11 protein-coding genes are annotated in these 12,164 nt (G+C 62.2%); 8 read left to right on the top strand and 3 right to left on the bottom strand.

All coding sequences use genetic code 11. The annotated features are described in order from the left end of the window. Positions 1-3: 3 nt before the first annotated feature. On the bottom strand, positions 4-495 hold the full coding sequence (locus J2045_RS01825) for a hypothetical protein (protein ID WP_307368655.1): 492 nt from the start codon (positions 493-495) through the stop codon (positions 4-6). Positions 496-607: 112 nt separating this feature from the next. Between J2045_RS01825 and J2045_RS01820 the strand changes: the two genes are divergently transcribed. Genes J2045_RS01820 through J2045_RS01790 form a run of 7 tightly spaced genes read left to right on the top strand, consistent with a single transcriptional unit; the run spans position 608 to position 8,126 of the window. Then, positions 608-994 (top strand): RidA family protein, encoded by a 387-nt coding sequence (locus J2045_RS01820; RefSeq protein ID WP_102018623.1) that lies wholly within the window; start codon positions 608-610, stop codon positions 992-994. Between the two features lie 16 nt (positions 995-1,010). After that, positions 1,011-1,877: a MurR/RpiR family transcriptional regulator gene (locus tag J2045_RS01815; protein ID WP_307368649.1), complete on the top strand. Its 867-nt coding sequence runs from the start codon at positions 1,011-1,013 to the stop codon at positions 1,875-1,877. 31 nt (positions 1,878-1,908) lie between these two features. Further along, a complete protein-coding gene (locus J2045_RS01810; RefSeq protein ID WP_307368646.1) occupies positions 1,909-2,685 on the top strand; it encodes an SDR family oxidoreductase in 777 nt (258 codons plus the stop codon). 25 nt (positions 2,686-2,710) lie between these two features. Further along, positions 2,711-4,642 (top strand): beta-N-acetylhexosaminidase, encoded by a 1,932-nt coding sequence (locus J2045_RS01805; protein WP_307368643.1) that lies wholly within the window; start codon positions 2,711-2,713, stop codon positions 4,640-4,642. Positions 4,643-4,655: 13 nt separating this feature from the next. Continuing rightward, the gene (locus J2045_RS01800) at positions 4,656-6,095 is read left to right on the top strand and encodes a M81 family metallopeptidase (protein WP_307368639.1); all 1,440 of its coding nucleotides are present in this window, start codon (positions 4,656-4,658) and stop codon (positions 6,093-6,095) included. A gap of 59 nt (positions 6,096-6,154) precedes the next feature. Continuing rightward, complete coding sequence (locus J2045_RS01795; protein WP_307369234.1) at positions 6,155-7,366, top strand: MFS transporter; 1,212 nt, start codon at positions 6,155-6,157, stop codon at positions 7,364-7,366. Positions 7,367-7,376: 10 nt separating this feature from the next. Beyond that, a complete protein-coding gene (locus J2045_RS01790; RefSeq protein ID WP_307368636.1) occupies positions 7,377-8,126 on the top strand; it encodes a copper homeostasis protein CutC in 750 nt (249 codons plus the stop codon). Positions 8,127-8,129: 3 nt separating this feature from the next. Here J2045_RS01790 and J2045_RS01785 read toward each other — a convergent pair whose 3' ends face one another. Continuing rightward, positions 8,130-10,142, bottom strand: coding sequence for a putative bifunctional diguanylate cyclase/phosphodiesterase (locus J2045_RS01785; RefSeq protein ID WP_307368632.1), 2,013 nt, complete (start codon positions 10,140-10,142; stop codon positions 8,130-8,132). A gap of 179 nt (positions 10,143-10,321) precedes the next feature. Between J2045_RS01785 and J2045_RS01780 the strand changes: the two genes are divergently transcribed. After that, positions 10,322-10,918, top strand: coding sequence for a DUF922 domain-containing Zn-dependent protease (locus tag J2045_RS01780; RefSeq protein WP_370872953.1), 597 nt, complete (start codon positions 10,322-10,324; stop codon positions 10,916-10,918). A 39-nt stretch (positions 10,919-10,957) separates the two neighbouring features. Here the strand turns inward: J2045_RS01780 and pcaF are convergent, their stop codons facing one another. Further along, complete coding sequence (gene pcaF, locus J2045_RS01775) at positions 10,958-12,163, bottom strand: 3-oxoadipyl-CoA thiolase (protein ID WP_307368629.1); 1,206 nt, start codon at positions 12,161-12,163, stop codon at positions 10,958-10,960. Between the last annotated feature and the right edge of the window lies 1 nt (position 12,164).

The raw sequence follows: 12,164 nt of genomic DNA, 5'->3' as shown, positions 1-12,164 counted from the left end.
GGTTCAGCGCTGGCCCATGGGGTTGGGCAGATAACCGGTAAAGCCGGAGATTTTCCAGCGGCCTTCATGCAGGCGGCAATAATAGAGCGTCTGCCAGCGCATGACGTCGAGGCTGCCATCCGCCTTCTTGATGCCGCCGTCGAACTTCTTGCGTACGAGCGCCGTCTCGCCTGAGATCTCGATCTCTTCCAGCGTCGTCGTCGTGAAGATCGCGATGCGCGGATTCTCGCCATAGGTCTGGGCGGCGAAGTCCTTGGCCTGCTTCAGCCACTCGTCGCGATAGGCGGGCAGATTGGGGAAGGCCAGCGTCCATTTGTCCGGATTGTCCTCGCGATTGCCGCTGATGCCGATAAAGCCGTCTTCGACGAAGTCACCGGCGACCATGCTCCAGTCGGCGGCGAGGAAGGCATCGATGTCGCGGGGGACGAGCATCTCCCAGATGGCGTGGCGGGCTGCGTCCGTTGCCGGAAACGGATTGTGGAATGGGTCGCGCATTTCTTCCCCACTTTTAAATTCTTTTCATGAATGTCGATTTTGTCTGGTCAAAATCCGTTTTTTGTGGTCGCTTGTCAATGATCGAAGAAAATAATTTGCATGAGAGGTGTCCATGACGATCAAGCGTTACGGGGCCGAGAAGGCGGGTGCCGGTGGTCAGCGTTTGCCGTTTGCTCGCGCTGTCGAGGCCGATGGCTGGCTCTATGTCTCCGGCCAGGTAGCCATGGAAGATGGCGAGATCATCCCAGGCGGTATCATCGAGCAGACCCACAAGACGATTGCCAATGTCATAGCCATTCTGGACGAAGCCGGATACGGCCTCGAGCATGTCGTGCGCTGCGGCGTGTGGCTGGATGATCCCCGCGATTTCTGGACCTTCAACAAGATCTACCAGCAGTATTTCGGCGAGCACCCGCCGGCGCGGGCCTGCGTTCAGGCCTCGATGATGGTCGATTGCAAGGTCGAGATCGACTGCGTAGCCTTCAAGCCTTCGAAATAAGAGAGAGGGCAGGGCATTGGATATCTTCGCGCGCATTCAGGAAGAGGCAGGGCAGTTTTCGGCCTCCGAGCAACGCATCGCGGATATCCTGCTCAATTCCTTCGACTTCGCGGTCAATGCCTCGATCATCGAGCTCGCCGAGAAGGCAGAGGTCTCGCCGCCGACGGTGACGCGCTTCTGCCGCCGTCTCGGCTGCCAGAGCTTTGCCGACTTCAAGGTCAATCTCGCCCGCACGGCCTATGTCGGGGTTCGTTATCTCAACCCCGAGGCCCAGAGCACCGAGCCTGCCGACGTCGCGACCGATGTGATCACCAAGGCGCAGAATGCCATGTTCATGGTGCATCGGGCGCTCGATCCCGCCGTCCTGGACAAGATCGCTGACAGGCTGGCGCGGGCGGAGATGGTCTATGCCTTCGGCGCGGGCGGCAATTCTTCGATGATCGCGGGCGAGATCCAGAACCGGCTCTTTCGTCTGGGGTCGCGGGTGACTGCCTCTGCCGATCACAATATGCAACTGATGCTGACGGCCGCTGCGCGCTCGAATGACGTACTGATCGGCTCTTCGTTTTCGGGGCGCAATGCCGAGCTGGTGAAATGTTTCAAGCTCGCCCGCGAGAACGGGATTACCACGATTGCGCTGACCCAGAGCCATAGCCCCGTGGCGGAGGCCTCCGAACTTGTCGTCGGTATCGACCTGCCGGAGGGCGAGAACATCTTCCGGCCGACCTCGACGCGTTTTGCCTATCTCGCCGTCGTCGATGTGATCGCAAGCCTGGTTGCCTATCGCAATCGCAAGCAGTCGCAGGTGACGCTGCGCCATATCAAGCAACAACTGGTCGAACACCGCGATGGCGGGGACGACCGGCAACTTCTCGGAGACTGAGCCATGCCCGCATCGATGTCGGAGATCCGCCGTGACGCCTAAGGTTGCCGTCGTAACCGGTGCTGCCGGCGATATCGGGCGGGCGATCGCAAAGCGTCTGGCGGACAGCCATGACGTGGTCGTGTTGCTCGACCTCGATGCGGATGCTCTGGATCGGGCAATCGTGGAGCTCGGAAGTGATCCGCGTTTCGTGCCGCTTACCTGCGACGTCACAGATGAGACGGATCTGGCGGAGACGGCCGCGCGCGTGGCCGGCCATGGGCTGGTGCAGACGCTGGTCAACAATGCCGGTGCCGCACGGGCCGTCAGCCTTGGCGACACGGATGGCGATATCTGGCGCAAGGACAATGCCCTCAATCTCGAAGCGCCGTTCCTCTGCTTCCGCGCGTTTGAAGAGGCGCTGAAGGCGTCGAAGGGCGCGCTCGTCAATATCTCCTCGGTCAATGGCATGGCCGTCTTCGGCCACCCGGCCTATAGCGCCGCCAAGGCGGGACTTATCCACCTGACCAAACTGATTGCCGTCGAATACGGAAAATACGGCATCCGCTCAAATGCGGTCGCGCCCGGCACCGTGCGCACCCAGGCCTGGGAGGCGCGCGCTGCCGCCAATCCGCAAGTCTTCGAAGAGGCCAAGCGCTGGTATGCGCTGCGCCGGATCGCGACGGCTGAGGACATCGCCAATGCGGTCTTCTTCCTTTCCGGCGATCAGGCGGCTGCCATCACCGGTGTGTGCCTGCCCGTCGATTGCGGGCTGACGGCAGGACAGGCCGAGCTCGCGCGAACCTTCTCGCAATCCGACAATTATTGATACCGACAAGCCCGGAGCATTCCCCATGGCAACAGAAGTCCAGTTCCGCCTCGAAAACGCCTGGCATCCGGTGGAGGGCGACGCCTGCGGCGCCTTCGTCTTTACGCTGGTCAATCTCTCCGACGCGGCGCTTTCCGATTTCAAGCTTGCCTATACGTCGCTCACGCGCGTTAAGGATCTGGAAGAGCCGATCCTCGAGAATGCGATCTTCCTGAAGCGCAACGCCAATTTCCACCAGTTTGCGCCGCCGGCGGGTTTCGTGCTGCAACCGGGTGCCTCCTGGACCTTCCGGGTCGGTGGTCTCTGGCGCCCGGCAAAACACCGCACGGATGGGGCGAAATCCGCCTACATCACCCTCTCCACCGGTCAGCATGCCGCCGTTGCGGTCGCCGACCTGATGCTCGGCGGTGGTGATAGTGCACCACCTCCGGCCTTGCTGCCTGAGGGCAAGGTTTCCCAGCCTTTCGCGATGCTGCCCTGGCCGGTATCGGCCGAGCTGGTGGCGGGAGAAGGGTTCCCCGTCGCGCTTTATCCGGCTGAAGGCGCCTCGCTGGTCGAGATCCGGGCCATCGAGAACGTTTTGCGTCTCTTCTGCCGCCTCTTCGCGGTTGGCCATGCGCCCTTGTCGCTGGCACCGGTGCATCAGGGGCGGGCGATCGCCCTCAAGTCCGACGAGGCGCTTGGTGCTTCCGCCTATCGGCTGGACTTTGCTGCTGACGGCATTACGCTCCGCTATGGCGATGTCGCGGGCCTGCAATATGCGTTGACCCTGCTTGCCCAGATGCTGCATGGTGCGCGCACGCAGCCCGAAACCTTCCGCTTCCCGCTATCAGGCACGATCTCCGACAGGCCGCGCTACGACTGGCGCGGTTGCCATCTCGATGTCTCCCGCCAGTTCTTCCCCGTTGCCGACGTCAAGCGGCTGATCGACATCCTCGCCTGGTTCCGGATGAACACCTTCCACTGGCATCTCTCCGACGACGAGGCCTGGCGGCTGGAAATCAAGGCCTTCCCGCAGCTGACGACGCTTGGCGTCTTGCGTGGACCGGACGAACCGCTGCTGCCGCAGCTTGGCAATGGGGCCGAGCCGGTCGGCGGTTTCTACGCTCAGGACGAGGTGCGCGACATCGTCGCCCATGCGTCCGCCCTTCAGGTCGAGGTGGTGCCGGAGATTGACGTGCCTGGCCACAGCACGGCCATGCTGGTGGCACTGCCGGAACTGGTCGATGGCCAGGAGGCGCCTGATAGCTACCGCTCGGTCCAGGGCTATCCGAACAATGCGCTGAACCCGGCGATCGAATATACCTATGAGGTGCTGGGCAAGGTCTTCGATGAGATGGTCGAACTCTTCCCGTCGAAGCTTATCCATATCGGTGGTGACGAAGTGGCGGCCAATACCTGGATGGCTTCGCCGCTGGCGCGGAAGCTGATGGAGCAGGAAAGCATCGAAGGCACCTTCGGGCTGCAGAGCTATTTCATGAAGCGCATCCAGAAGATGCTTGCCGAGCGCGGCCGCAAGCTCGCCGGCTGGGACGAGGTCAGCCATGGCGGCGGTGTCGATCCCGATGGCACGCTGCTGATGGCCTGGCAGAAGCCGGAGGTCGGGCTGGAACTCGCCAAGGCAGGCTATGACGTCGTCATGACGCCGGGTCAGGCCTATTATCTCGACATGGTGCAGGACGAGGCCTTCCAGGAGCCGGGTGCCAGCTGGGCCGGGACCGTGCCACCCAAGCATACCTATACTTACGAGGCGGTCGCCGAGTTTCCGGCAGAGCTTGCTGCCCGCATGCGGGGTGTTCAGGCATGCATCTGGTGCGAACATTTTCTCACCCGCGATTACTTCAACCACCTCGTCTTCCCGCGCCTTCCGGCCATTGCCGAGGCCGCCTGGACGCCGAAGGACAACAAGGACTGGCTGCGCTTTGCGGCCATCGTCCGTTTGAGCCCCCGCTACTGAGGATCTGAGGCCCATGAGTTTCCGCATCGCCGTCGGCGGTATCCATACCGAATGCTCGACCTCGTCTCCCGTCTTGATGCAGCCTGAGGATTTTCGCGTGCTGCGCGGGCCGGATTTGCTGGCACACGAATACTTCGACTTCCTCGATGCAGACGACGTTGAGCATCTTCCGCTGCTGCATGCCCGTGCCGTTCCCGGCGGTCCCTTGGCGCGCGCCACCTATGAGGGGTTCAAGGCGGAGTTCCGTGAGCGGCTGAAGGCTGCACTGCCGATCGACGGGCTCTATCTTGCCATGCATGGTGCGATGAATGTCGAGGGCATGGATGATGCCGAGGGGGACTGGATTTCGGCGGCTCGCGCCGTTGTCGGTCCGGACGTGCCTGTTGCGGCGAGCTATGACCTGCATGGCAATGTCACGCAGAAGATTATCGATCAGCTGGATATCTTCGCCGGTTATCGCACGGCGCCTCATATCGATGTGCGGGAGACCATGGTGCGTGCCTGGTCGATGTTGATCCGGGCGCTGAAGACTGGTGAGAAGCCGGGCGTTGCGTGGGCGCCGGTGCCGGTTCTCCTGCCCGGCGAGCGGACCTCGACCGAGGACGAGCCGGCGAAGGGCCTTTATCTGAAGCTTCCGGAACACGACGCCGTTCCCGGTGTCTGGGACGCCAACCTGATGGTGGGCTATGTCTGGGCCGACGAGCCGCGTGGCACGGCCTGCGCCGTCGTCACGGCCGTCGACAAGGCTGCGGCCGAAAAGGTCACTGCTACCATTGCCCAGTCCTATTGGGATGCGCGTGAGGACTTCCGCTTTGGACCGGTTACGGGTCCGTTGGCTGAGATGCTGGATATCGCCGAACGCACCGAGACACGGCCTATTATCCTCGCGGACTCAGGCGACAACCCGACCGGGGGTGGCGTGGGCGACCGGGCAGATGTGTTGAAGGCCCTTCTGGCGCGGTCGATCGATGATGTCCTGATTGCCGGCATTACCGACCGCCCGGCCGTTGAACGGTGTTTCGCAGCCGGCGCCGGTGCGCGGGTTTCGCTGAAGGTCGGCGGTTCGCTCGATCCGGCAAGCCCTTCTGTCGAGGTGGAGGCGGATGTCGTCTTCCTCGACAATCCGGGCTCAGCCGCCGACAGCCAAGCCGTCGTCAGGATCGGCGGTATCACACTGGTGCTGGCTGCGCGGCGTCGGCCCTATCACAACATTGCGGATTTCACGCGGCTCGGGCTCGATCCGACAACGGTGCGGCTGCTGGTCGTCAAGTCCGGCTATCTCTCGCCGGAGCTTGCGCCGATCGCCAATCCGAACCTGATGGCGCTGACGGATGGCGTGATCAATCAGGACATCGAGAACCTGCCCAGCCACCGCCGCCATCAGCCCAGCTATCCCTTTGTCAAGGATTTCAGCTATACGGCAAAGGTGTTCTTCTCGACGCGATTCCCCTGAGATATTGATGTCGGTGCCGCCCTTCCGGCGGCACGATCCCCAACCCGATTGTACCCTTGATGTTGTCCTCCTTTTCGGTGGTCTATCGCCACAAGCCGATCCGGGTCAGTGCGGCCGCGATCTTCTTCTTCGGCTTCTCCGGTGCCGCGACGTCGCCCTACATGTCGCTGATCGGCATCCGTGAACTCGGACTGTCGGACGCCGTCTATTCGGTTTTGATCTTTCTCTCGGCGGTGGTGAATGTCAGCGCCAGCGTGACTGCCGGCATTATTGCGGATCGCTTAGGGCATTTCCGGTCGCCGATGATCCTGGCCGCGATCTTCGGCATTGTCGGCTTCGGGCTCGTCTATGTCATCCCGACGTCACTCATGTTTGCCATTGCCGGTCTTGTCTTCATCCCGATATTCGGCACGATCAACTCGCTGATCTTCGCCAATATCCGCGCGGTTTCCTCCGGCATGGCCGTGCGCGAGCTGATGGCGGTGAATTCCGCCGTCCGGGCCATCCTCTCCGCCTCCTGGGTCCTAGTGCCCGGGATCGTCGGGGCGCTGCTCATCGGGCAGCCCAGCATGCTGCCGGCCTTTCTGCTGGCGAGCCTTGCCTGCCTCGTCTGCCTCCTGCTCTTCGTCTTCGGGCTTGATCGCCTGCCGCCGGTGCAGGAGGGGGAACGGCAGCACTATTCCTTCTTCCGCTCCATCCGCCAGATCGGCTCGGCGAGCGTGTTGCCAAGGCTTCTGGCGATTTCGCTGATCTCGGCCATGCTGCATGCCAATGGCACTGTCCTGCCGCTGATCGTCACCGGCAAGGCCGGCGGCACACCGGCTGATGTCGGCGTGATCGTCGGGATCGTCGCCTTTCTCGAGATCATCTTCATCCTGTTCTGGGGATGGGTGGAGGCCAGAACCTCCATTCTCTTCGCCATGGTCACGGCATCCCTCATCTATTGCAGCTATCTCGTCTTCCTCGGCCTCGCCGACCGGCCCATGGACGTCTATCTGCTGACTGTAGTGGCCGGTCTCGGAGCGGCAGGCATCATCGCGATCCCGATCACCTATCTGCAGAACCTGATTGCTGATCGTGCCGGTCTTGGCAGCTCGCTGATTGCGGTCAACATTTTCTTGAGCGGTGGAATGGCGTCGCTGATGTTTGCCCTTGGCACCAGCATCAGCGACTATGCAGGCACGGCGATCATTGCCTCGATTGCGGGCTTCATCGGCGTCTGCCTGCTCTGGCTGCTGGATCGGGCGCCACGGGTGAAGGCACAAGGGTAAGGGATCACTCATGGTGACAGTGCAGGCGGAAACCGCCGGACCTTTTCTCGAAATCTGCGTCGATGATGTCGCGGGGCTGGACGCGGCCGTCGCTGGTGGCGCCGATCGCATCGAGCTCTGCTCGGCGCTCGGTTCGGGCGGGCTCACGCCCTCTCGCGGCTTCATGAGCGTCGCTGCCAATGCACCGATCCCCGTCAATGCTCTGATCCGTCCGCGCGCCGGTGGCTTCACCTATTGCGAGGTCGAGATCGCGCTCATGCAGGCGGATATCGCTGCTGCTCGCGAGGCCGGGTTGGCCGGTGTCGTGATCGGTGCCACCACGGCTGATGGCGCACTCGATGCGGTCGTGATCCGGCGGCTCATGGATGCGGCACAGGGCCTCGACCTCACCCTGCATCGAGCGATCGATGTGGTGACCGACATGAATGCTGCGCTCGATCTTGCGATCGAGCTTGGCTTTTCCCGTGTCCTGACATCGGGCGGCGCGCGACATGCGGAAGAGGGAATCGAGACGCTGGCGCGGCTGGCGGGCCACAGCGCCGGGCGCATCTCGATCATGCCCGGTGGCGGGGTCCGGCCGCAGAATGCGGCGCGCCTGCTGGCGTTACCAGGAATTCGAGAGCTGCATGCGTCGTGCAGCGAGGCGCGTGTCAGTGAGCCGAGGCTCGCCGAACTCGGGTTTTCGACCGAAACCACACGGCGTACGGATGCGGATACCGTCCGTGCCCTGAAGGCGCGGATGCTCGACGGATCGGCCTGATCTTCAGGAGGCGAGCGCCTGGGTTTTCTGCAATGCCAGCTGCTTCAGCGTTTCCTCGCCCGACATCGGCTTGCCAAAGTAATAGCCCTGGACGGCTCGGACACCGAGATTTTCCAGGATGCGAAGCTCTTCTTCGGTCTCGACGCCTTCGACGATTGCCTCAAGTTCCATCTCGGCACAGAGCGCGAGCACAGATTTCACGATGTTGAAGCTTGTCTTGCGCGTATGGATGTTGCGCACGAAGCTGCCGTCGATCTTGATTTTGGTGAGCGGCAGCTTGTGGACGTGGTTCAAGCTGGAATAGCCGGTGCCGAAGTCGTCGAGCGAGATACCGGCGCCCAGCTCACGGAGCATCTGGATCGAGGCACTCGCCTGCTCGAAATCATGCATGACGGCGGTTTCGGTGATTTCGAAATTGATCCGGCGTGGATCAAAGCCGCTCTTCAGCACGATGGCGACGATTTTCAGCGTGTTTTCCGGCGAGGTCAGGTCATGCGGCGAGAGGTTGAAGGAGAGGTAGATGTCATCCGGCCACAGGCTGGCCGTCTGCAATGCCCGCTCCAGAAGCATGCGGGTCATCAGCGTAATGCGACCGTTGTGTTCGGCAACTGGGATGAACTCGGCTGGTGATACCTGTCCGATGCGAGGGCTCTCCCAGCGGGCGAGGGCCTCGAAGCCGATGCAGATGCGCCGGTCGACACAGGTGATCGGCTGGAAGACCAGCGAGAGTTCCTTTTCTAGGTCGGCAGAGACGAGAGCTTCCTCGACCACCTTCTGGCGATTGAGTTCGTTGGCCTGCACGGCATTGAAGATGACCGTGCCGGCTCGATGATGGCGCTTGGCAGTGTAGAGCGCGTAGTCGGCGAGTTCGTAGATCTCCTGCCCTGTCACGCCGACATCGGGGTAGATGGCAAAGCCGACGGAGCCGGTTACCTGGACCATGCCGCTGCCGATGTTGATGCGTTCGGCGATCAGTTCGCAAACCTTCTGGCCCAGCGCCATCACGTCGCTCTCGGCACAGTTTCCGTCAAGCAGCAGTCCGAATTCGTCGCCGCCCAGCCGGTAGACCGACAGGCCAGCGTCCGTGATTGCCGAGAGCCTCGCCCCGATCTCGATCAGCACCTTGTCGCCGGCGGAATGTCCGTAGAGGTCGTTGACCGGCTTGAAGCCATCGAGGTCGATGACGCCGACTGCGAGCATGCCGCCACCTTCGCGGGTTCTGGCGAAGGTGGTCTCCAGCATCTGGAAGAAGCTGCGGCGGTTGGCGAGAAGCGTCAGGCTGTCGAGATTGGCGAGGCGCAGGTTTTCGTCTGAGAGTACCTGCATCGCCTTGTTCTGTTCCTGCAGGGCCTGCTGCTGAAGCATCAGCACGTTGCGGGATTCATGCAGCTGGCGAAAGTCGCGGTAGTGGGAGAGGAGGATCATGATCATCGCGATCGTCACCAGGATGACGTTCACGCCCGTGGCAATGAAGGTCGGCTCGCCCGACAGGCACATGACCACGAAGAAAGGCAGGTTGACCGTCACCGTGACGATCATGGCCGCTGAGCGCAGATGCATCAGGCAGAAAATGCAGCCGATGACGGTGATCGCCATGAAGAAGGCGACATGGGCGTTCTGATAGGCGTCGCCATAGGGCAGCAGCGATACGGACCAGGCGGTGCAGACGACGGCAATCGGGAACGACAGGATATTGGTGGCGCGCAATTGCCGGAAGGCCTGGGCCGGTGTCCGAGGCCGGTTGCGACCGCGCAGCCAGATCAACGAGCGCAAGGCAAACAGAAAGGTCAGAACGGCCGGAAGGTAAACAACCAGATAGTCAGGAGCGGCCCCTTGATGGGTCACCGACAGAGAAACCATGTTGGTTGCCAGGATGAAATAGAGCAGTGGAACCTGCTTCGAAAAGGCCTCGAACTGCGCGGCCGTCAATGCGGGATTGTCGGCCGGGACCTGCAACAGGGTGACGGCCTTCCGGATCCATGCCGCAGAACCGCTTTTTTCAGCTGAATTTGTCAAAACTCTACGCCTTCGAAATCATGGATCGAAGGGCAATGGTATTTCAGAAACCGTTAAAATTGAGCAAAATCACTGTTGCTAATTCCCGGTCAGCGTGTGTCGAGGGACGCGAATCCGTCATTGAACGACCGCGTTCCCAAGGCTAATGAGAGCGGTCGCCATCTGGAGTCGAGACCCGCGTGAAATTCCTCATCCCCCGCCTTCTCACCAGCGTTGTGCTTCTCATGCCTGTTGCCGAGGCGGCCGCAGCGGATTGGCAGGCCACCGAGCGGGTCGAGCACTACAATGTCAGCGGCAGTTCACCGATGGAACTCTACAAGTCGATCGGCGAACGGGGCCCGAAGCTCAGCCTCGGGCGCGTCATCGCCCATACGACCTTCAAGCTCACCTGGCAGCGCGACTATCAGCAGCAGGGGGCCGCCTGCGTGCTGGCGACGGCCAAGCCGAAGCTGATCATCACCTACACATTGCCGAAGCCTGCGCAGAAGCTTGCACCTGAGGTGGCGGCGAAGTGGCAGGCCTTTTACGACGGTATCGTCACCCACGAAAAGCTGCACGGGCAGTTCATGAAGGACCTCACGCAGGCGATCCAGGATGTGTCGATCGGCCTGCGCGATGAAAACGATCCGGGTTGCAAGAAGGTCCGCGCGGCGCTGCAGGCGCAGTTGAAGCCGATTTCGGATGCGCATGTGGCGCGCCACAGTGAATACGACCAGGTGGAGATGTCACCGGGAGGTGCTGTGCATCAGCTGATCCTGAGCTTCCTCAACCCTTGAAATGAAAAGGCGCCCACATGGAGCGCCTTCAATTCTCTATCAGACCCGTTCCAGGGCAATCGCGATGCCTTGGCCGACGCCGATGCACATGGTGGAGAGCGCGTAGCGCCCGCCCGTTTCCTTCAGTTCCAGCGCTGCCGTGCCCGCGATGCGGGCGCCCGACATGCCGAGCGGGTGGCCGAGCGCGATCGCGCCGCCATTGCGGTTGACGCGCGGGTCGTCGTCCGCGATGCCGAGGTCGCGGAGCGTGGCGATGCCTTGGCTTGCAAAGGCCTCATTCAGTTCGATGACGTCGATCTGCTGTTGCGTCAGGCCGAGACGGGCGAGCAGCTTCTTCGAGGCCGGGGCCGGGCCGAAGCCCATGATGCGCGGCGGAACGCCTGCCGTCGCACCACCCAAAATACGAGCGATGGGGGTGAGGCCATACTTCTTCACAGCGGCTTCCGAAGCGATGATCAGGGCAGCGGCCCCGTCATTGACGCCGGACGCATTGCCCGCGGTGACGGTAGCCCCGTCCATCTTGTTGACCGGCTTCAGCTTGGCGAGTGCCTCGACCGAGGTCGCGCGCGGATGCTCGTCACGGTCGACGATCACGGGGTCGCCCTTGCGCTGGGGTACGGTGACGGCGGTGATTTCCTTCGCCAGCCGGCCATTGGCTTGCGCTTCCGCCGCCTTGGCCTGGCTGCGCACGGCAAAGGCATCCTGGTCCTCGCGGGAGACCTTGAAGTCTATCGCCACGTTGTCCCCGGTCTCCGGCATGGAATCGACGCCGTATTGCTTCTTCATCAGCGGATTGACGAAACGCCAGCCGATGGTGGTGTCATAGATCTCGGCATTGCGCGAAAAAGCCGTGTCAGCTTTCGGCATAACGAAGGGGGCCCGGCTCATGCTTTCGACGCCGCCTGCGATCATCAGCTCGGCCTCGCCCGACTTGATAGCACGAGCGGCCGTGATCACGGCATCCATGCCGGAGCCGCAGAGGCGGTTGATCGTAGTACCGGTGACGGAGACGGGCAGGCCCGCGAGCAGAAGCGACATGCGCGCGACATTGCGGTTGTCTTCGCCGGCCTGGTTGGCGCAGCCGAAGATCACGTCCTCGACGGCCTCCCAGTCGACGCCTGCATGGCGCTCCATCAGCGCCTTCAGCGGCACGGCACCGATATCATCGGCGCGGACGGAGGAGAGCGATCCGCCGAAACGGCCGATGGGCGTGCGGATGTAATCGCAGATAAAGGCTTCGGTCATA

Origin of the sequence: Peteryoungia aggregata LMG 23059, from assembly GCF_030814435.1 — a bacterium.
GTDB classification, from domain to species: domain Bacteria; phylum Pseudomonadota; class Alphaproteobacteria; order Rhizobiales; family Rhizobiaceae; genus Allorhizobium; species Allorhizobium aggregatum.
The sequence above is the reverse complement of the archived record's forward strand: the minus strand, read 5'-3'. Positions and strand labels throughout refer to the sequence as shown.

Bases quoted from the DNA above. Each gene is read 5' to 3' on its own strand.
- J2045_RS01825 (WP_307368655.1), bottom strand. From the start codon at position 495: ATGCGCGACCCATTCCACAATCCGTTTCCGGCAACGGACGCAGCCCGC.
- J2045_RS01820 (WP_102018623.1), top strand. From the start codon at position 608: ATGACGATCAAGCGTTACGGGGCCGAGAAGGCGGGTGCCGGTGGTCAG.
- J2045_RS01805 (WP_307368643.1), top strand. From the start codon at position 2,711: ATGGCAACAGAAGTCCAGTTCCGCCTCGAAAACGCCTGGCATCCGGTG.
- J2045_RS01800 (WP_307368639.1), top strand. From the start codon at position 4,656: ATGAGTTTCCGCATCGCCGTCGGCGGTATCCATACCGAATGCTCGACC.
- J2045_RS01795 (WP_307369234.1), top strand. From the start codon at position 6,155: ATGTTGTCCTCCTTTTCGGTGGTCTATCGCCACAAGCCGATCCGGGTC.
- J2045_RS01790 (WP_307368636.1), top strand. From the start codon at position 7,377: ATGGTGACAGTGCAGGCGGAAACCGCCGGACCTTTTCTCGAAATCTGC.
- pcaF (WP_307368629.1), bottom strand. From the start codon at position 12,163: ATGACCGAAGCCTTTATCTGCGATTACATCCGCACGCCCATCGGCCGT.